Annotated in this window: 20 protein-coding genes; 9 read left to right on the plus strand and 11 right to left on the minus strand. The window is 58.4% G+C overall.

The features are described 5' to 3' along the window. Nucleotides 1-53: 53 nt before the first annotated feature. Together ACHZCJ_RS15630 and ACHZCJ_RS15635 are read right to left on the minus strand one after the other, a co-directional pair. Nucleotides 54-2,024, minus strand: a complete 1,971-nt coding sequence (locus ACHZCJ_RS15630) for a hypothetical protein (RefSeq protein ID WP_321327467.1) — start codon at nt 2,022-2,024, stop codon at nt 54-56. 113 nt (nt 2,025-2,137) lie between these two features. Next, on the minus strand, nt 2,138-2,554 hold the full coding sequence (locus tag ACHZCJ_RS15635) for a helix-turn-helix transcriptional regulator (RefSeq protein ID WP_159644981.1): 417 nt from the start codon (nt 2,552-2,554) through the stop codon (nt 2,138-2,140). Between the two features lie 48 nt (nt 2,555-2,602). Between ACHZCJ_RS15635 and ACHZCJ_RS15640 the strand changes: the two genes are divergently transcribed. Beyond that, entirely contained in the window at nt 2,603-3,691 is a 1,089-nt protein-coding gene (locus ACHZCJ_RS15640; RefSeq protein WP_321327469.1) for an alpha/beta hydrolase fold domain-containing protein, read from the plus strand. Between the two features lie 16 nt (nt 3,692-3,707). Here the strand turns inward: ACHZCJ_RS15640 and infC are convergent, their stop codons facing one another. Together infC and thrS are read right to left on the minus strand one after the other, a co-directional pair. Next, nucleotides 3,708-4,223, minus strand: coding sequence for a translation initiation factor IF-3 (gene infC, locus ACHZCJ_RS15645; RefSeq protein ID WP_159644947.1), 516 nt, complete (start codon nt 4,221-4,223; stop codon nt 3,708-3,710). Between the two features lie 166 nt (nt 4,224-4,389). Then, complete coding sequence (gene thrS, locus ACHZCJ_RS15650) at nt 4,390-6,390, minus strand: threonine--tRNA ligase (RefSeq protein WP_321327470.1); 2,001 nt, start codon at nt 6,388-6,390, stop codon at nt 4,390-4,392. Between the two features lie 376 nt (nt 6,391-6,766). On the opposite strand from thrS, the gene ACHZCJ_RS15655 reads away from it, so the two are divergent. From ACHZCJ_RS15655 to ACHZCJ_RS15675, 5 genes are all read left to right on the plus strand, one after another. After that, nucleotides 6,767-7,306, plus strand: a complete 540-nt coding sequence (locus ACHZCJ_RS15655) for a hypothetical protein (protein ID WP_394700147.1) — start codon at nt 6,767-6,769, stop codon at nt 7,304-7,306. Further along, on the plus strand, nt 7,303-7,494 hold the full coding sequence (locus tag ACHZCJ_RS15660) for a helix-turn-helix transcriptional regulator (RefSeq protein WP_159644902.1): 192 nt from the start codon (nt 7,303-7,305) through the stop codon (nt 7,492-7,494). The genes ACHZCJ_RS15655 and ACHZCJ_RS15660 overlap by 4 nt, the downstream gene beginning before the upstream one ends. Nucleotides 7,495-7,547: 53 nt before the next feature. Beyond that, on the plus strand, nt 7,548-7,895 hold the full coding sequence (locus ACHZCJ_RS15665) for a hypothetical protein (RefSeq protein WP_159644872.1): 348 nt from the start codon (nt 7,548-7,550) through the stop codon (nt 7,893-7,895). Nucleotides 7,896-8,055: 160 nt separating this feature from the next. Next, entirely contained in the window at nt 8,056-8,802 is a 747-nt protein-coding gene (locus tag ACHZCJ_RS15670) for an alpha/beta hydrolase (protein WP_394700148.1), read from the plus strand. 41 nt (nt 8,803-8,843) lie between these two features. Continuing rightward, the gene (locus tag ACHZCJ_RS15675; protein WP_321327473.1) at nt 8,844-9,674 is read left to right on the plus strand and encodes a tetratricopeptide repeat protein; all 831 of its coding nucleotides are present in this window, start codon (nt 8,844-8,846) and stop codon (nt 9,672-9,674) included. Between the two features lie 44 nt (nt 9,675-9,718). Here the strand turns inward: ACHZCJ_RS15675 and ACHZCJ_RS15680 are convergent, their stop codons facing one another. Continuing rightward, nucleotides 9,719-10,438: an SIMPL domain-containing protein gene (locus ACHZCJ_RS15680; protein WP_321327474.1), complete on the minus strand. Its 720-nt coding sequence runs from the start codon at nt 10,436-10,438 to the stop codon at nt 9,719-9,721. Nucleotides 10,439-10,570: 132 nt separating this feature from the next. On the opposite strand from ACHZCJ_RS15680, the gene ACHZCJ_RS15685 reads away from it, so the two are divergent. Further along, on the plus strand, nt 10,571-10,990 hold the full coding sequence (locus ACHZCJ_RS15685) for a VOC family protein (protein WP_236554166.1): 420 nt from the start codon (nt 10,571-10,573) through the stop codon (nt 10,988-10,990). 9 nt (nt 10,991-10,999) lie between these two features. Here the strand turns inward: ACHZCJ_RS15685 and ACHZCJ_RS15690 are convergent, their stop codons facing one another. Further along, entirely contained in the window at nt 11,000-12,724 is a 1,725-nt protein-coding gene (locus ACHZCJ_RS15690; protein WP_321327477.1) for a diguanylate cyclase, read from the minus strand. 109 nt (nt 12,725-12,833) lie between these two features. Here ACHZCJ_RS15690 and gloB point away from each other — a divergent pair, with 109 nt between their 5' ends. Together gloB and ACHZCJ_RS15700 are read left to right on the plus strand one after the other, a co-directional pair. Further along, the gene (gene gloB / locus ACHZCJ_RS15695) at nt 12,834-13,556 is read left to right on the plus strand and encodes a hydroxyacylglutathione hydrolase (RefSeq protein ID WP_321327478.1); all 723 of its coding nucleotides are present in this window, start codon (nt 12,834-12,836) and stop codon (nt 13,554-13,556) included. Nucleotides 13,557-13,636: 80 nt separating this feature from the next. Beyond that, on the plus strand, nt 13,637-14,059 hold the full coding sequence (locus ACHZCJ_RS15700) for a hypothetical protein (protein ID WP_321327479.1): 423 nt from the start codon (nt 13,637-13,639) through the stop codon (nt 14,057-14,059). A 94-nt stretch (nt 14,060-14,153) separates the two neighbouring features. On the opposite strand, the gene ACHZCJ_RS15705 is transcribed toward ACHZCJ_RS15700, so the two are convergent. The 5 genes from ACHZCJ_RS15705 to ACHZCJ_RS15725 all read right to left on the minus strand — a co-directional run bounded on the left by ACHZCJ_RS15705 (nt 14,154) and on the right by ACHZCJ_RS15725 (nt 17,053). Then, the gene (locus ACHZCJ_RS15705; protein WP_321327481.1) at nt 14,154-14,774 is read right to left on the minus strand and encodes a hypothetical protein; all 621 of its coding nucleotides are present in this window, start codon (nt 14,772-14,774) and stop codon (nt 14,154-14,156) included. Between the two features lie 67 nt (nt 14,775-14,841). Beyond that, nucleotides 14,842-15,192 (minus strand): antibiotic biosynthesis monooxygenase, encoded by a 351-nt coding sequence (locus ACHZCJ_RS15710; RefSeq protein WP_321327483.1) that lies wholly within the window; start codon nt 15,190-15,192, stop codon nt 14,842-14,844. A gap of 29 nt (nt 15,193-15,221) precedes the next feature. Next, entirely contained in the window at nt 15,222-16,088 is an 867-nt protein-coding gene (locus ACHZCJ_RS15715) for an extensin family protein (RefSeq protein ID WP_321327484.1), read from the minus strand. 282 nt (nt 16,089-16,370) lie between these two features. After that, nucleotides 16,371-16,688, minus strand: a complete 318-nt coding sequence (locus ACHZCJ_RS15720) for an XRE family transcriptional regulator (protein ID WP_321327486.1) — start codon at nt 16,686-16,688, stop codon at nt 16,371-16,373. A gap of 2 nt (nt 16,689-16,690) precedes the next feature. Continuing rightward, the gene (locus tag ACHZCJ_RS15725; protein WP_321327488.1) at nt 16,691-17,053 is read right to left on the minus strand and encodes a type II toxin-antitoxin system RelE/ParE family toxin; all 363 of its coding nucleotides are present in this window, start codon (nt 17,051-17,053) and stop codon (nt 16,691-16,693) included. Nucleotides 17,054-17,803 lie beyond the last annotated feature (750 nt).

Consider the following 17,803-nt stretch of genomic DNA (forward strand, 5'->3'; position numbering starts at 1 on the left):
TGGGCATGCTGTGGATGGCGCGCAGCCAGGCCGACTGATCGCGCCACCCATCTCTAGCGCAAATCCAGTTTGAAACCCGCCTTTGCGCGCCAACGCCATGCAGAGCCCGTTTCCAGTCGCGTCGTTTCGCCCTGCAAAACCTGGTCACCGGAACTGGGGTTGATGATTTTTCCGATGTCCGAGAGATAGCTGGCATCCGCTCCGATCGAGAATTTGAGATCCCGTGTGATATCGAACTCCAGCGCCGCCGACAGGCTGCCGGCAAAGGCCGTGCCGGAATCCGACTCATCGAAGCTGAGGGTGAAATCCTGGTCGGCCGGAGGGCACAGGGCACAGCTGTTCCATTCCATCGCATAGAGGTCGCTGTCGCGATAGTAGATACCACCGGCCGCAGAACCGGTCAGCGCGACACCGGGGCCGATTTCCTGCCTGATGCCGAGCCCGCCACCGATCCCCAGATAGGTGCTGGAAACGCCTTGGTCGCGGCTCTGTTCGAGAACCGATCCGAATACCGTCGACTCCGCCTTGCTGTCAAAGTCCATGTTGAACAGCAGGACATTGGCGAAGGCCGATGCGAAGGCGCTGAACCCGTCCTTATTGGCGATCGGGGTGACCAGTCCGACTTTAAACTCATGCAGGCTGAAGTCGGACTGGTTGAAGCCGGCTATTCCGCGGTTGCCGATCGCAAGGCCGGTTGACCCGCTGGGTGACGTCTCGCCATAGACAAAGCCGACATCTACCGGCCCGCCGGCGGCTATGGAAAATTCGGTGCGCGCATCACCCTCGCTATAGCCGTAGCTTCCATACAGGCTGAACTTGTCGTCGAGCTTGTAGTTGATGCCCAGAGAAAAGCCGGCGCTGTCGAATTTCGTTGTTGCCGGGTCGGCGAAGGTTTCCGTTCCTGCGCCCGTGCGCTGGAAGCCAATGCCGCTATTCCGGTTGCCGAGATCGAGGCTACCCAAGCTGCCAGTGAAAGAGACAGAGACCTCATCCCCGTATAGTCGGGACTTGTCTTGCGGTTCCGCATAGGAGCCCGCTGGCTCCTCGAAGACGGGGCGGACACCGTTATCTGGCGATATATCGGGCTTGTAGGTGACTTCGCGCTGCTCGTCCGAGGGCAATCTCTCGGGATATGCCGACATTCCGGCCATTTGGACAAGATAGTCTGTGCCAACCGAGGGCGAATATTCCCGATAGATCACGGTCCGGTCCGATGTCGATTGCGCCAGTTCCTCTGGCGATGGCGGGCATTTGAGCTGGCTCGGGAATATCACGCCCTCTATGGCCGGGTCGAGCTTGCGCAGCTGGTTGATCGCATCCTCCTGGTTCAGGTCCGGATCATTGGTCACCAATCGCTCGCGCAGGTCGTCCCGGATCGCCCTCAATTCGCGCCATTGGCCGAACAGCCTCTTATAACGCTCGATCCTCGAAGCATTGGTCTCCGGGTCGGCACCGGTTCGGCACAACTCCACCAGCCCGTCCAGCTCGGCCCTGATATCCGCGGCGGTCGGGACGGGGCGACCGGACAGGACGTCCGATGGCAGGGGCTCGACTTCCAGAGACGCGTCGGCTGGCGGCGGGGATGACGGCAGGCCGCCGCCGGCAGCGAGAGTATTAATGTCGGGAAAAACGTCGCACTTCAGGTCCGGCGGCGTTTGCAAGATTTCAATCTGTTGCAATTCGGGAGGGGGCAGCGGCCAGCTTTTAGGAGCAGGCGGACGGGATCCCCGCACCCGGATTTCGTTCATCACCGCGCCATAGCGAGTGGCATATTCGGATTTGAAACCGCGGATATGCACTTCGGACATCCTGCCGGGCGTTGCGTTGGCCCCATAGGCCGGGTTTCCTCGGTTCCGACCGCACAAGGTGCCGATATCGACCAGCCTGTTCACATGGGTGTCGAGATCTTCCGCTCCGCTAACCGCCACGGGAGTCGCCGAGCCGAGGTCCAGCCTCTCCCGCGCCTGTGCGTGGGTGGCGGTTCCGGCCAACAATAACGCTGTCGCAATCTGTACTCGTGTCATGATTCACTCCCTGCCTGGACAAAGCTGACCCTTGCCGACCGGGATATGGGCACGGCCCAAGCCGCGCATCATGCATTTATATTATATGCAAATGTGGGGACGCATCCGCGGCACTAGTGGCCGAAAACCTTGCGAAGGAGATCCGTCTGCCGCCGTGACCCGGTTTTTTCCAGCACCCGTTGCATGTGAACACGGGCGGTATTGACCGAAATTCCATGACATTCGGCATGTTCGGGTACGGAGAGACCGCCGACGATACTGTCGACCAGCTTGATCTCTGCCGGCGTCAGGCCATGGGCTTCGCCAAAGGCCGCGAAGTCGACGAACTGGTTTTCGCTCGATTGCCGGATACGGCTAACGATACCGTCCAGCGTTTCTTCGGGAAGATTGGCGATGATCTCCTCTACCCGTTCCGCCCAAACCGGTTCGGAACTGATTTTTACGCCGTCGCCGCGGAACTGATTCAGGAACGGACGGATATAGTCGACCTGATCCTCTTTGTGCTTCGCTTGCTGTTTCCTGTCCGTCATCCTGACCCCCTCTATCATTTTTTACGCTGGTGGAATAGAAGGATGGTCATGGAAGCCTCTGTCCCGGGATATCCTGCGATTGCAGATAGCGACATTGACCTCCGGCTGATCCAGCTGGAAGCGAATAAAATTGCCCACGCCATCCAGTCGCAAATGGCGCCAGTGGCGAAGGGTTTCTCCGATTTTGCCGCGCGGCTCGAAAACCGGTTCATCAAGAATATGCTGGTTCGCTCTCTGAAACCGGCAATCGTCAAAGGTGTCGACCCGGTCGAACGGGACCGGTTGCTTTCCGCTTACCGGACCGCAACCGCGAGAGGGACCTATGCAATTTTCAACCCGGCCATGCAATCGCCACCCGATACGCAACTGCTCTTCGACCCGGCGTCTCCGCTTGCCGCTGATTATGCGGACGCCGACTGGCCCGATGAAGAATTCGAGGAACCGATCTTATTCTACGTACCAGGTGGCGGTTTCATATTGCCACCATCGCCGAAACAGGTGGGGCTGGCTTTTCGTCTGGCCGAACATTGTGGATGTGAAGCGGTAATAGGCAAGCACCGTCTGGCACCCGAATATCCGTTTCCCCTGCCGGCCAAAGATCTGGCCGATCAATATGAGGCAATTCTCAAAGCCGGAAAGGCGCCGAGCCAGATCATTTTGTCCGGCGACAGTGCAGGCGCCACTCTGGTGCTGGCGATGATGCTGGAGTTGCGGGAGCGCAGGGTGCCGATGCCGGGCGGGGCGATCCTGTTCTCGCCATGGGGGGATCTGGCGATGCGGGGCTGGTCCTATATCTCCAGAAGCCTGAGTGGTAGCAGTCCGTTCCGGATGGAAACGGCTGCGTTTAGCGCCAAACTCTATCTCGGAAACACATTGCCGACCGATCCGCGCGCTTCGCCAGTCTACGCTGATTTGCGCGAATTTCCACCGCTCGCGATCCATTGCAGCCGGCATGACATGCATTTTGACGATGCCGTCCAGCTGGCCGAAAAGGCGCAAGCTGCCCATGTGCCGGTCCGGATGAACTATTGGGACAGCCCACGCCATCATCTCGAGCGTTTTGGATCCAAGGATGCCCGGAAAAGCTTCGATCTGGTGGCGGAATTCATCGATGCACGCTACCGGCGCACCAGCTGAAGGATAGCAGCCCGCGCTATTTCGGGCTGAGCACCATCAGCATCTGCCGGCCTTCCAGCTTGGGATAGGCCTCGACCTTCGCGGTTTCCTTCATGTCTTCCTGCACCCGGACGAGCAATTGCATGCCGAGCTGCTGGTGCGACATTTCGCGACCACGAAAGCGCAGGGTCACTTTGACCTTGTCGCCATTGTCGATGAACTTGTTAACGTTGCGCATTTTGACGTTATAATCATGATCGTCGATATTCGGACGCATCTTGATTTCCTTGACGTCCTGAACCTTTTGCGTCTTGCGCGCGGCATTGGCCTTTTTCTGGGCCTCATATTTGAATTTGCCGACGTCGAGATATTTGGCAACCGGTGGCTGCGCGTTCGGAGAGACCTCGACCAGGTCGAGGCCAACTTCTGCTGCTCGCTCGATCGCTTCCCTCGTGTTCATCACGCCAAGGTTCTCGCCCTTGTCGTCGATGACCCTTACGGTGTCGGATTTGATCAGATCGTTGAAGCGCGGTCCGCCTTTGACGGGCGGCATGGGGCGGCGAGGGGGTGCAGCTATGTTAATTACTCCTGAGTGTTAATCTATGGTGGCTCATTAGCGGCAAAGCTTGCCGGAATAAAGCCCTGTTGATGGCGAAAGCGTCATTGGCCATGACAGCCGTTGTTGGAATGCAACAGCGACCGGCCATATATCGTGACTTTTACGCCAATTTCAAGTCTGGCGGCAGCGCTTCGTCCTTCAGCATGGCCACGGCTTCGTCGAGCGTCAGGAACTGCTGTTCCTTCTGGCCCAGGCGGCGCAAGGCAACCTTGCCTTCTTCGGCCTCGCGCATGCCGACCACCAGGATATTGGGCACTTTTCCGACGCTATGTTCGCGCACCTTGTAATTGATCTTTTCGTTGCGCAGGTCGGCTTCGACCCGGATACCGGCGGCCTTCAGCTTTTCCACAACCTGTTTGGCATAGGGATTGGCGTCGGTCACGATGGTGGCGACGACCGCCTGGGTCGGTGCCAGCCAGAGCGGCATTTTCCCGGCAAAATGCTCGATCAATATGCCGATGAACCGTTCGTAGCTGCCGAAAATCGCGCGGTGAAGCATGACCGGACGATGGCGGTCGCCGTCTTCGCCGACATAGCTCGCATCGAGCCGTTCGGGGAGCACGCGGTCCGACTGGATCGTGCCGACCTGCCAGGTCCGGCCGATCGCGTCGGTCAGGTGCCATTCCAGTTTCGGCGCATAGAAAGCGCCTTCGCCGGGCAATTCTTCCCAGCCATATTCCTCCGTCGCCATACCGGCGTCGACCACCGCCTGGCGCAATTCCTCCTCGGCCTTGTCCCATTCCTCATCGGACCCGAAACGGTTATCTGGGCGCAGCGCCAGTTTGATGGAGAAGCTTTGAAAGCCCATTTCCTTGTAGACACGATTTGCCAGCGCGCAGAATGCCTGCACTTCCTCGACAATCTGGTCCTCGCGGCAGAAAATATGGGCGTCATCCTGGGTGAACTGGCGCACCCGCATCAATCCGTGCAGCGCGCCATGGGGCTCGTTGCGGTGACAGCAGCCATGTTCGAACAGCCGCAGCGGCAGGTCGCGATAGCTTTTGATCCCCTGGCGGAAGACCAGCACATGGGCCGGGCAGTTCATCGGCTTGATCGCCATCATGCCTTCGGTTCCGGTGACCACAGGGCCGTCGCTTTCGGCATCCGGCACCTCGTCGGGGACTGCGAACATATTTTCGCTATATTTGCCCCAGTGGCCGGACTGTTCCCATTGATGGACATCCATCAATTGCGGCGTCTTGATCTCGTCATAGCCGGCGCCGTCGATGGCGCGGCGCATATAGGCCTCCAGCTCGCGCCAGATGACAAATCCCTTGGCATGCCAGAATATGCTGCCCTGCGCTTCGGACTGGATATGGAACAGGTCCATTTCCTGACCGAGTTTGCGATGGTCGCGCTTGGCCGCTTCCTCGAGCCGGACGAGATGGGCGTTGAGCTGTTTCTTGTTGAGCCAGCCGGTGCCGTAGATGCGCGACAGTTGCGGGTTTCGCTGGTCGCCGCGCCAATAGGCCCCGGACACGCGCATCAGCTTGAACGCCTTTGGATCAAGCTTGCCGGTCGAGGCGAGATGCGGGCCGCGGCACATGTCCATCCAGTCGTCACCAGACCAGTAGACGGTGATCTCGTCGCCCTCGGGCAGTTCGGCAGCCCATTCGGCCTTGAACGTCTCGCCATCCTTCTGCCAGCGCGCGATCAGATCGTCACGCTCCCAGACTTCCCGGCGCAGCGGCTTGTCGGCGGCGATGATCCGCTGCATTTCTTCTTCGATTTTCGGCAGATCTTCGTCGGTGAAGGGATCGCCGGCGGGGGCGAAGTCATAATAGAAACCATCGTCGGTTGACGGACCAAAGGTGATCTGCGTGCCGGGGAACAGATTCTGCACCGCTTCTGCCAGCACATGGGCATAGTCGTGCCGCGCCAGTTCCAGCGCGTCTTCCTCATCACGCGAAGTGACGAGCGCAAGCTCGGTATCTTCCTCAAGGGGCCGCATGATATCGCGCAGCTCGCCGTCAATCTTGGCAGCCAGCGCCGCTTTCGCCAGGCCCGGTCCGATGTCGGCGGCAATCTGTGCGGGGGTCGTGCCCTTGGCCACTTCACGCGCACTGCCGTCGGGAAGGGTGATTTTGATCTGGTCGGTCATCGCAATATCTCAATATTCATCGTGAAGCGCCATGGCATAGAAAACCGCGCGCCGGAAGATGGTGTCTGCTGTTTTATCCGCGATTTCAGGAAGAGACACCGTCCACCCGAAACCGGGTGGCGGTGGATGCGATCAGGCCGCGACCATCCGTCCCCCGGAATGGGAGGTGATAGTGCCCCTGGTTGTGATCGTTATCCGAACCATGCGGCTCATCTAGCGCCAGCAGGCCGGAAGATCAACAATCATCGGAGTTAAGGACACAGGGACGGCGGGCGGTGTATCAACCACCAGCGACAATATGTCATGCTAGCTTGACATTTGTGAGCGAATCGGTCATTTAAGTCAAGGAAGCATGACATAATGTCCATGGAACTTGATGGAGACTGACGATGAGATTGAGAAAATGCCAAGGGCGCGCGATGACCCCGAACGAAAATATCGCGATGTGGGCGGCGCTGGTGATCCTGTTGCTGGGAGCGACGGGATGACCGGCAACGCCTCTCCCGGCATCTGGCAGCGATTCTGCCGCCTGCTGAAACCGGACTGGATGTTCGGCTTCATCCTGCTGGTCGGTCTCAGCCTGCTCGCGGTTTCGATATTCGATCCGCACGAGGTGCGCCCGGCCAATGTCACGCCGGCCGTCAAGATTATCGGCGCATCGCTGCTGGTTCTGCTGATATCCTATATCGCAACTTATGCAGCCGCGCTGGACCGCCGCAAACTGGAGGATTATTTTTTCCAGATGATGGCCAATGGCGCCATTGTCGCGATCATCACCGCCATTTTTGCCAATATGGTCTGGCTTGTTTTCGAAAAGCAGCTGGGCACGATGAGCGCGGACAATCTCGTGGCGATATTGATATCGTCCTGGGGCCTCGGCTATTTTTTCTATCGTATGCGCGGACTCAACGCATGAAGAACCGGCTCAAGGTTCTCCGCGCCGAGCGAGACTGGTCGCAGGCGGATCTCGCTGACCGGCTCAAGGTTTCGCGGCAATCGGTCAACGCGATCGAGACGGGGAAATATGATCCGTCCCTGCCGCTGGCGTTCCGCATTGCAGACCTTTTTGCCATGCCGATCGAAGAGATATTCCTGCGCGATTAAGGGGGGCGAAGATTTGTGATGCACCGGACGGCATCTTGGCTTAAGCTTCGCCTATGTCTGCTGCTCCCCATGTTTGGCTTATCGATGGCGACAGCGCGCTCAAACGGCGGGTGCGGATCGAGGTGATAGGCAAGAGTTTCACGCTGTACGAGCAGCAATGGCGCAGCGATGTCTATTTTTTCGGAGATCTCGTCTATCGCGGCAAGCAGGGCGATTCTCATGTTTTCGGCCTGGAGGATGGGATCAGGGATCGGCCCAAATGGAAGCTCGGGTTCAAGGGTGAAGTGCCAGCCGAACTGGTCTCGGTCTTGCCCCGGGCCAAGACACCGCTGCTGTCCAATATCGGCATGTTGGTCATCGCTTTTCTCTGTCTCGCAATTGTCTATTTTGCTGCTACTTAGTGCGCCTGCGCGTGCAGGTGCCCATCTCCCGAACCATATTCTGGCGACGATTGGGTTGTGCTGTTGACCGCGCGTCAACGTGCCTTCTCATCTACCGTTTTTGAACTATAGGACAGGAGATGGATCCCCGCCTCCGCGGGACACACAGACGGATGAATGTATGGAAGACGAAATCTTGTATCTCCAGCGTCCCGGCGGCGCGTCTCTGGCTTATTGCTACACGCCGCCCATGGCGGGGGTGAAGGGCACCACGCTGGTGTTCCTGCCCGGCTATATGTCGGATATGGAAGGCGGCAAGGCGCTGGCTCTTGATGTCTGGGCCAAGCAGCAGGGCAGGGCCATGTTGCGGCTGGACTATGCCGGTTGCGGTGCCAGCGGCGGCGATTTCGAAGATCAGAGCCTGATCGACTGGCGCGAGGATGTGCTGTTCCTGATCGACAAGCTGACATCGGGATCGATCACTCTGGTCGGCTCGTCTATGGGCGGCTGGCTGATGCTCCTGGTCGCGCTGTCGCGGCCGATGCGGGTGAAAAACCTGGTCGGTATTGCCGCGGCTCCGGACTTTACCGACTGGGGCTTCACACAGGATGAAAAGATGACGATTCTCCGCGATGGCAAGCTCGAGGAATCCAGCGAATATTCCGACGAGCCCTATGTCACGACACAGGTCTTCTGGCAGTCGGGCGAAGCCAATCGCCTGCTGCATCGGGAAATAGCCTTCGACGGGGCGGTGCGCCTGCTGCACGGACAGAAGGATAGCGAGGTGCCATGGGCATATAGTCTGGAACTGGCCAAGAAAATCCGTTCAGACGATGTGCAGGTCCATCTGGTAAAGGATGGCGATCACCGGCTGTCCCGGGATCAGGATATCGCCCTGCTGATCGACGTGGTTGCACGATTGGGATGATTTTTGGGCGCTGAAACAATGTTATAACAGGCATATCTCTGATGATATCTTCTCTAGTTCTGCCGCTTCTGCTGCAATCGGCAACCCCTTATGGTTCTCCGATTGACCCCCTGATGCGGCCATCGGAACCGCGGACCGAAGCCCCCGCCGGTCCGCTGCCGCTCGCGCCGAAAAGCCCGGCCGATATCCGTTTCAACCAATGTATCGACCAGGCTGCGGAGGATCCCGATAACGGATTGCTCGCTGCCAACGGATGGCAGATTGAGGGCGGCGGCTATCTCGCGCGCAATTGTCTCGGCTTCGCTTATGCAGAGCTGGAGCAATGGCCAAAGGCCGTTTCCGCCTTTGTGCTGGCGGCAGAAGGAGCGGAAACCGCGGGCGATGATCGCGCCGCGATTTTCTGGTCACAGGCCGGCAATGCGGCCTTCGTCGCCGGTGACAATGCGGCCGCTCTGAAATATCTCGGCTCGGCGCTGGAGCAGGATCAGCTGGACGCCCTGCTGAAGGGCGAAGTGCATCTCGACATGGCGCGTATATATGTCGCGATGAATCAATATGATGCGGCGAAGCAGCAATTTGTGCTGGTTCATGATCTCGTCCCCGAGGATCCGCTCGGCTGGCTGCTGTCGGCCACATTGGCGCGGCGGATGGGCGATCTTGCACTGGCAAAAGCGGATATTGCGGTGGCGGCAGGGTTGGCGGTCACCGATCCGGCAATCGCGCTTGAAGCGGGTAATATCGCCTATGAAGCGGGCGATGTTGTGAATGCCGAAAGCAATTGGGAACAGGCGGTAAAATTCGGACCCGACAGCCCCTCGGCCAAAACCGCGGAACGCTATCTCGAGCAATTGCGGGCCAGCGCCACGGAATAATTCTTCCCGCAAGGTGACCCGCAGGCCCGTTGCGCCCAGTGCCTTCAGTCGAGATAGAAATTGACGGTCGTGACCACGCGGACCTTTTTATACGGCGTATCGGTGACGCCGTAACCGCCGGCATCACCATCGCGGCTGTTGATGCTGAAATAGCCCTGGGTGGCAGATTTGATGCCACCGACGTCGGTGCCGCTATCCTCGGCAAACTGCTCCGCTGACTTGCGCGCGTCCTTGGTGGCTTCGGCGACCATTTCCGGTTTGATCTCGTCGAGCTTGGTGAAGGTGTAGCTCATGCCCGACCCGTCCTCGAGCACGACGCCGCGCCGGACCAGATCGAACTGGCGCGCGACGGCGGCCTGCGCCTTGTCGATATCATTGGTGCGCAGGCTCAGCCGCTGGCGGATCGTATATTGCGGGATGCCATTGCTGCTATATTGATTCACATTGGCGCCGGTCGGCTTGAGCGCATCCGCCTCGAAACCGAGCTCCTTGAAAAAGGCCGTGATCGCGGCCGTGTCGCGGTCGATGTCGGTCTGGGCGCTCTGCAGATCGCTAGACTGGGCGCTATAGGCAATGGTCCAGGTCGCCAGATCAGCGGTCACCTCGCGCTCTGCCAGGCCGCGCACAGTGACGCTGCGGTCTGCCATCTTCGCGCGCAGCAGCCCGTCGCCGAGCAGATAGCCGCCCACCATCAGTCCGACCGTCAGCAATCCGGCGCTGGTCAGCCAGACCTTGTTCCTGCTTTCGATAAATTTCTCGCTCATCTCTCTTTCCCTCCGTCCGAAAGCGGCTTAGGCTGTTGCAAATGACCCGGTTCGGCTTTGCGATATCAGCGATGAACCGTTTCTGAATAGCGACGAATGGAGTTTATAGTGGCCATAAAATATCTGCACACCATGCTCAGAGTCAGTGACCCGGAGGCGACCATCGCCTTTTTCGGCTTGCTGGGTCTGGAGGAAGTGCGCCGTTACGACAGCGAACAGGGGCGCTTTACCCTGATCTTTCTCGCCGCCCCGGGCCAGGCCGATATCGCCGAAGTCGAACTGACCTATAACTGGCCTGCCGAGGATGGCAGCCCGGCCGAACAATATGACGGGGGCCGCAATTTCGGCCATCTCGCTTATGCAGTCGACGATATCTATGCCCTGTGCCAGACATTGATGGACGCCGGCGTGACGATCAACCGTCCGCCGCGTGACGGCCATATGGCCTTCGTACGCACGCCCGATAATATCTCGGTAGAGCTGTTGCAGAAGGGCGATAGAATGCCGGTCCAAGAACCCTGGGCGAGCATGGAAAATATCGGCGAGTGGTAAGCGTCTGATCTAGATCGAAGCGGTGCCGGCCGGTTTGACCGGTCCCGACGAGGAAATATCGATCCAGACAATCTGGTTGCGGCCATTTTTCTTGGCGTCATAGAGGCGCCGGTCAGCGGTCGCCATCGCACTACGCAGCGAATCGCGCCGGCCGAGCGATGCAACGCCAACCGAAAAGGTGACCGGTTCCCGGATTTCCGGGACTTCCTCATGCACCGCCATGATCAGTGTCTCGCAAATTTCGGTCAGGACATTGGCCGGATAGTTTCTGCGCTTGTCACGCCCCTTGTCCTTGATCAGCAAGGTGAATTCCTCGCCACCGATACGGGCTGCGAAATGGCCGGTGCCATCCAGCTGCCGGCCGACGACCCGCAGGACTTCATCCCCGACCTCGTGGCCGTAGCGGTCATTGACCCGTTTGAAGAAATCAATGTCGATGATTGCAAGATGGCTATAGCGGCGGTCGCGCTGATTGCGCCGATATTCGCGTTCAAAGGACCGGCGGTTGTTCATCATGGTCAAGCCGTCGGTATCGGCAAGCAGGGTCAGTTCAACCTGTTTTCGGAGGGTATTCTCATGCTTCTGGCGCAGGAGCCAGATGCGATTGGCGACGCCGAGCGCGAGAATGATGGTTTCCAGCACCAGTGCGAAATAGAGACCATAGTCCAGCGCCGGCCAGCCGATATACAGGTCCATGCCCCGTGCCACCCGGTCCAGGCCGAAAAAGACAATGGGTGTCCACCCGGCAATCTGAAACCAGATGGCCTTGCTGCCGCGGCGCAGCGCGTGCCCCATCGCGTAGAGAACGATAAAAAAGGCCGGCAGAAAGGACGCGTGATAATAGTTGCGGGCATCCATGTCATAGCCCTCGTCGATCCTCAGGACGAAAGCGGTGACGAAGACCGGCAGAACCGACGAGAGGATGATCCCGTTTCGCAGCCATGGCGCGATCTTGCCCGGTTCGATGAAGCGGACCAGGAAAAAGCCGCTGGCTGCAACCGCAATGGCCAGCGCCCAGTAGTTGATCAGCATCTTGGCCAGCAGGCTGGTCTCGGGGAAGGCCAAAAACATCAGGCCGGAGGAGCTGAACGTGTAGGCGACCGTCGCGGCAATCATCGCGCTATGCCAGAGCATGAAACTGTAGCGCAGCGCGGCATAGAAGAAGATATGGTAGAATAGCGGCATGATCACCATGCCGCACAGGACGCCGAACATGATCGAAAGCGGCAGTTTGAGCCCGTCCCATTTGTCTTTTGATGCCAGCTGGATCAGTGACATGCTGCTGACCACTTTCGGATTGTCGATGGCGATATAGACATGCGTTATCCGGTTCCGCAGCTCCGGATTTTCCGAGCCCGGGACGGGAAGCCCGTAATGGCCCTTCGGGCGCCAGCTATCGATCACCTGCTGCTCGGAGAAACTGGACGAGATCAGGCTGCCATCGTCCAGTTGCGCATGGACCTGCATCGTTGTCAGGCCATTATTGTCGCCCTGGACCTCGACCGAGCCGGGCGGGAGCCGGTCGGCAAGAAACGGAATCTTGACCCAGACGCGCGGACCGTCGAGCGCATATTTATTATCGGAACAGTCGAAGGCCTTGCCCGATTGCAGCAGGCTTTCCGCGGTCACGTCCGCGGCGCTGCTTTGCGTGCACAGCCGGTTGGCCATCGGAACTTCGGCCAGAGCCGGAGACCAGAGGCACAAATAGGCCAGAAACGCGACAAACAAGCGCAAATCACGCCCCTTCCCAAAATCACTGCTGCAGAGCCCGTTCGATTAGGTTAAAACTCTTATTTTGCGGTTAAATATCGACAGGATAAAATTTGCGGAGTAATTTGACGCCATGCTTGAGATTATCAGAATCCCCGTATTGTCCGACAATTATGTCTGGCTGGTCCACGAACCGGAATCGCGGGAGACAATGGTGGTCGACCCGGCGGTTGCAGAACCGGTGCTTGCCGAGGCAGAAAAGCACGGCTGGAAAATCACCCAGATCTGGAACACCCACTGGCATCCCGATCACACCGGCGGCAATGCCGCGATCAAGGAAGCGACCGGCTGCCGGATTACCGGCCCGGAAGCGGAGCAGGAACGAATCCCGACCCTCGACGTAAAGGTGAAGGAAGGCGACACGGTGCAACTGGGTGATGTGACCGCCGAGGTGATCGACGTACCGGCCCATACTGCCGGTCATATTGCCTTTCATATCCCGTCAGAGAAGGTTGCCTTCGTCGGCGATACATTGTTCGCGATGGGCTGCGGGCGATTGTTCGAAGGCACGGCCGAACAGATGTATGACAATATGCGCAAGCTTGAGGCGCTCCCGGAAGCCACCAAAATCTATTGCGCGCATGAATATACCCAGGCCAATGGCGAATATGCGCTGGTTGCGGAACCCGACAATCTCGCGCTGAAAGAACGGATGGCCGAGGTGTTGACCCTGCGCGCGCGGGGCGAGGCGACGGTGCCGACGACGATCCGGCAGGAACGCGCCACCAACCCGTTCATGCGGGCGGCATCGGCCGAGGAGCTGGGCGCACGGCGGACGGCCAAGGATAATTTCTGAATCCCCGTCCGTTTCAGCCCCGGTTCAGCCGGAAGGTAGATATAGTTGTGTCGATGGGGATCGATAACGGGAGACGGATCATGAAAAAATTGCTTTTAGCCTTTCCTGCGGCGGTGCTGCTCGCCGCGCCCGCCAGTGGCGGCGAAACGATCGAACTTACGGAAAAGCAGCAGGCGAAGCTCGACAAGCAGCTTGAAGGGCGGAGCCCGCGCAAGGCACAATCCTGCATCGACCGGAATGACCAGCGCAAAATGACGGTGATCAGCGACGATATCCTGATCTTCGCGTCGCGACGCAATGCCAAGACCATTTATATCAACAAGCCGCCCGGCGGATGTCCTGGTGCGGACCGCTATATAATGTCCTACCGGCGCACAACCGGCTCGCTCTGCTCGGGAGAGATCATCCAGCTGATCGACAATATGAGCGGCGCGACCATGGGCAGCTGCACCTTCGGGGATTTCGTGCCCTATACCAAGGATCTCTCGGTCGGTTCAAAATAGCCAGCCGCGGATGCCATATCGGAAACGGGATGGCGCGAAGGCAGGGCCGTGGCTGGCGCGGCCGGTTTCTTTCGACTAGGGAGTGGCGGCCGGTTCATAGTCCGGGGGCCTTGTCCCGTCTCTCCGCCTTTTCGTCCGTTTTCAGGGCATCGCGATGTCTAGCCAGACGCTGGCGATAGTCCGCGCCGTCGCCATATTCCTCGAACAGGCGCTGCCTCTTGTGCTGGCCGCGGACCTTCAGCGCATGTTTGATCGGGCACCAATATTGCTCGGTGCGTCCGGCGACCTCCCGGACATAGGCGATGACGCCATTGGCATAGCTGCAATAGGTGCAGTTGATCTTCTCGATCGCGTTCAGATAGGACAGTCTCCCGCGGTCATAGGCGATATAGTCCCGCCGCCGGACCCGTTCGATCCCGTAAGCGCGAAAGCAGATCGCCTGATAGATGGAGACCGACAGGTCGAGAAAGGCAAAGGGCAGCAGCAGCGCATAGATGACCGGCGCCGTCAGGATCACCGAAATCTGCGCCTCGGATATATAGCGCAGCACACCGACACGCAGCGACCGGTGCATCGCCGCCAGATCGCGGTCGAGTTCCGCCCGGCCCTTGTCCAGCCGCTCGCCCATCTCGGCCCGTTCTTCGGCGATCCGCACTTCAAGCTCCGCTTCGAGCGCGCGGATGCGATCGACGATGGCGCTTGCCTTGCTGTTCACCGGTAGACCCTCCTGTTGACCCGCCGCGATATTTCACCGGTTTCGGCGGGAGGGCCAATCCGTATAGCTACCTAGTGGTGCCAGCAGCAGAATGAGCGGCCGGCGCGCTGTGATCGAGCAGATCGTCGGTAACATGCATCAGCAGCAACGGCTCGTCGGCGGTATCGGCGACCGCATCGACAAATGCCTGTCGCGTTTCCGGATCGTCATAGTTCATTTTGGCGTCAAAGGCCTTTTGCCACGTGGCTTCGTCCGGCCATTCGGCTACGCCGATAAAGCGGCCGTTCTGGTCGCGGTGCAGGCGGGAGCCGAGGCTGCCATATTTCTCCCGGATCAGCCGGGTTCCGCGCCGCCAGGCTGCCCGGAACTGTTCCTCCTTGCCCGGATGGACCTTCCACCAATAAGCTGCAACAAACATCGGTCTTTCTCCTCTGTGACTGCCGTTCGCTAACGGCAATATTGATAGCCGCCGCGCCGGGCCTGGTCGAAATGCAGATGGTCGGCGTGGGCCTTGTTATAATCCGGCGACAGAGTCGTCCCGAAAATCTCGCAGGCGCCGTCGTGCACCTCTTTCAGGAAGCGCGACCGCTCGTCATCCGCGTCCCAGTGGCCGGCGACCGAGACCGTGCGCCCGTCGACGAGGCGGAAGGCGGCGATGTCGATCGCATTGGCCGTGGCATGTTCGCTGTAATTGCCCGTCTGCCCGCCGCCGATCCGCCGGCAGCTGTAACTGCCATAGGTGGAGATCGACTCGACCGTGCTGCCGAGATGTCGGGCGGCGGCGGCTTTGACGATCTGATTTTCCCACAGCACCAGGCTGACCGCCATCGGGCAGCTGGTTTTGGCGGCGGGACTATAGGCGATCGCCTGCGGCTGGTCCCGGGTGAGCGTGACGCCATTGTCATAACCGCATTGCGGACCGGCGCTGACCGGCGGCAGGGGCGAATAGCCTATCGCTGCAGCTTCGAGCAGGCCGTGACACTGCGGCGTATCGTCGGCGAGCGCGTCAATCTTGCGGGTGGTGAACGGGCCGATCGGCGCGGCCAGCGACAGCGGCGTCCACGGCATCCGGTGATCGTGCCGGATCCATTCATAGCCACGTAGAGCGAGCGCCAGAAAGACCACCAGCAGGATCGTCCGGAAAGAGATGGTCACCAATCCTTTTGCGCTGGCGCTGGTCGCTGGAGGCAACCGGGCTTGCGCCGCGCGAAAAACCCGATCGCGCTCGCCTTGCCGGCCCGCTTCTGGCGCGCCCGCGTGGGGAGCCGCCCAATATCCTGACTGTTTTTCCGTGCGTTTTGCATATCCATCCAACCAGCACGCCCCGAAAAAGTTCCCTTTGCTACTGGCCGACGACCGCGCGCCGTCGATCTCGTGCGAAGTCGCGAAGGCACGAAATATTAGCGGGCAGCCGCCTCCTTCACCTTCTCCCGTAACGGAGAAGGATACGAAGCCTTGTCCGAAGGATTAGGCGCAGTTGGATGAAGGCGTTCCGCTGCTGGGTTGCTGTGCCACCAGGGTGCGGTAAACCCTCACCCAGCTCCGACTAGGCCGCAAGCTGCCGTCGTTCCTTCACCAGGCAAGCCTCAAATTCTCCTACCCAAGGTCACCGACATTTGTGATGTTCACAACGCCTTTGCCTGGCAGTTCCACGCGCAATTCCAGCTTGCCTCCTGCGGCTTCCACAAACTTGCGTAATGTCGAAAGATAGAGATCGGTTTGATGTTCTATCTTGTGCACCGATGGCTGTTTGACGCCCAGCGCTTTGGCCATTTGAACCTGACTGCGATTGGCCAGTTTGCGAAAGGCTTTAAGCCCTTCTACTTCGGCAACCAGTTCTTCGGTGCGCGCAGCAATTTTCTGGCGCCGTTCGGCCGGTAACGCATCCCGAATGGTTTTGATATTCCGTCCCAACGTCAATTCTCCTTCTTGGCGAGTGCCGCCAAATGTGCGTCAAATCTCTTGTCCGCCTTGTTGATCAGATTTTTATAAAAGCGCTTCTGGCTGCCGCCGGATTTGTCTCCTGCGATCAGGATCATGGCTTTTCGCTCCGGATCAAATGCAAATGCCACGCGCCATACGCCGTCAGCGGCATTGAAGCGCAGTTCCTTCATGTTGCCATGTCTTGAACCCGATAGGGTGTCGGCATGCGGCCTGCCAAGCTGTGGACCATAGATTTCCAGCAACCCTGCCATCGCAAGCAGTTCATCCTGAACAGCCTCGTCGAGTTTCGCGAACTCGCTTTCGAAATCTACATGAAACTCAACGTCCCAAGTCATGGCTTTATATAGCTTGAAGGCTATTTTCCTGTCAATAGCTCTGAGGCTATATTTTAATTAATCAATCCAGCGTTTGTAAAAGATCAACCGTCCAAAACTCGAAACGTCGAATGATCGAGTTATTCTATCCTCCCATCATTGGGCTCGCACGAAGCCACGAAGACGCAAAGCGAGCTTCACCTTCTTCCGTGAGGGAGAAGGATACGAAGCCTTATCCGAAGGATTAGGCACAGTTGGATGAGGGTGTCTGCCGGTTGGGTTGCTGTGCCCCTAGGGTCCGGTAAACCCTCACCCAGCTCCGACTAGGCAGCAAGCTGCCAAGTCTGCGCAACCCTCTCCCTTGAGGGAGAGGGAGTAGGTGCATTTGGTATACTAGTACCGTATATCCCTGTAATTGGTTACAGTGACTGAGGCTTGAAAGCTTCAATGGAAGCAGGCATGTTAGTGCGACTGACGATATACTTGTTAAAAACTTTTGTTGTCATCAGGGGAATGGTATATTCCGTGGGTGGTGTTTTTCACAACGCTAGGTGGTTTCAAATATGAGAAACATATTATTGGTATCTAGTAAACTTAGATTTATGGCTACTTTTCTTGGAATATCTGCGTTTCTATTTTTCTTGGATTTTACCTACAACTTCACAGGCGCGTTAAATTTTCAGCTAGCTCCAGATCGTCGTGTTATAATACAAGCCATTTGTATATTTGTAGTCCTTGCATGTATTTTGGTTAAGGACACAATCGAGAAAA

It is taken from the genome of uncultured Parasphingorhabdus sp., assembly GCF_963677535.2.
Taxonomy (GTDB): Bacteria; Pseudomonadota; Alphaproteobacteria; order Sphingomonadales; family Sphingomonadaceae; genus Parasphingorhabdus.

Excerpts from the sequence above, each read along its gene's own strand:
- ACHZCJ_RS15700 (WP_321327479.1), top strand. The coding sequence starts at position 13,637 with ATGAAAAAATTGCTTTTAGCCTTTCCTGCGGCGGTGCTGCTCGCCGCG.
- ACHZCJ_RS15660 (WP_159644902.1), top strand. The coding sequence starts at position 7,303 with ATGAAGAACCGGCTCAAGGTTCTCCGCGCCGAGCGAGACTGGTCGCAG.
- ACHZCJ_RS15725 (WP_321327488.1), bottom strand. The coding sequence starts at position 17,053 with ATGACTTGGGACGTTGAGTTTCATGTAGATTTCGAAAGCGAGTTCGCG.
- infC (WP_159644947.1), bottom strand. The coding sequence starts at position 4,223 with ATGCCGCCCGTCAAAGGCGGACCGCGCTTCAACGATCTGATCAAATCC.
- ACHZCJ_RS15670 (WP_394700148.1), top strand. The coding sequence starts at position 8,056 with ATGGAAGACGAAATCTTGTATCTCCAGCGTCCCGGCGGCGCGTCTCTG.
- gloB (WP_321327478.1), top strand. The coding sequence starts at position 12,834 with ATGCTTGAGATTATCAGAATCCCCGTATTGTCCGACAATTATGTCTGG.
- ACHZCJ_RS15655 (WP_394700147.1), top strand. The coding sequence starts at position 6,767 with ATGGAGACTGACGATGAGATTGAGAAAATGCCAAGGGCGCGCGATGAC.
- ACHZCJ_RS15710 (WP_321327483.1), bottom strand. The coding sequence starts at position 15,192 with ATGTTTGTTGCAGCTTATTGGTGGAAGGTCCATCCGGGCAAGGAGGAA.
- ACHZCJ_RS15685 (WP_236554166.1), top strand. The coding sequence starts at position 10,571 with ATGCTCAGAGTCAGTGACCCGGAGGCGACCATCGCCTTTTTCGGCTTG.
- ACHZCJ_RS15675 (WP_321327473.1), top strand. The coding sequence starts at position 8,844 with ATGATATCTTCTCTAGTTCTGCCGCTTCTGCTGCAATCGGCAACCCCT.
- thrS (WP_321327470.1), bottom strand. The coding sequence starts at position 6,390 with ATGACCGACCAGATCAAAATCACCCTTCCCGACGGCAGTGCGCGTGAA.
- ACHZCJ_RS15635 (WP_159644981.1), bottom strand. The coding sequence starts at position 2,554 with ATGACGGACAGGAAACAGCAAGCGAAGCACAAAGAGGATCAGGTCGAC.
- ACHZCJ_RS15665 (WP_159644872.1), top strand. The coding sequence starts at position 7,548 with ATGTCTGCTGCTCCCCATGTTTGGCTTATCGATGGCGACAGCGCGCTC.
- ACHZCJ_RS15680 (WP_321327474.1), bottom strand. The coding sequence starts at position 10,438 with ATGAGCGAGAAATTTATCGAAAGCAGGAACAAGGTCTGGCTGACCAGC.
- ACHZCJ_RS15640 (WP_321327469.1), top strand. The coding sequence starts at position 2,603 with ATGGAAGCCTCTGTCCCGGGATATCCTGCGATTGCAGATAGCGACATT.
- ACHZCJ_RS15630 (WP_321327467.1), bottom strand. The coding sequence starts at position 2,024 with ATGACACGAGTACAGATTGCGACAGCGTTATTGTTGGCCGGAACCGCC.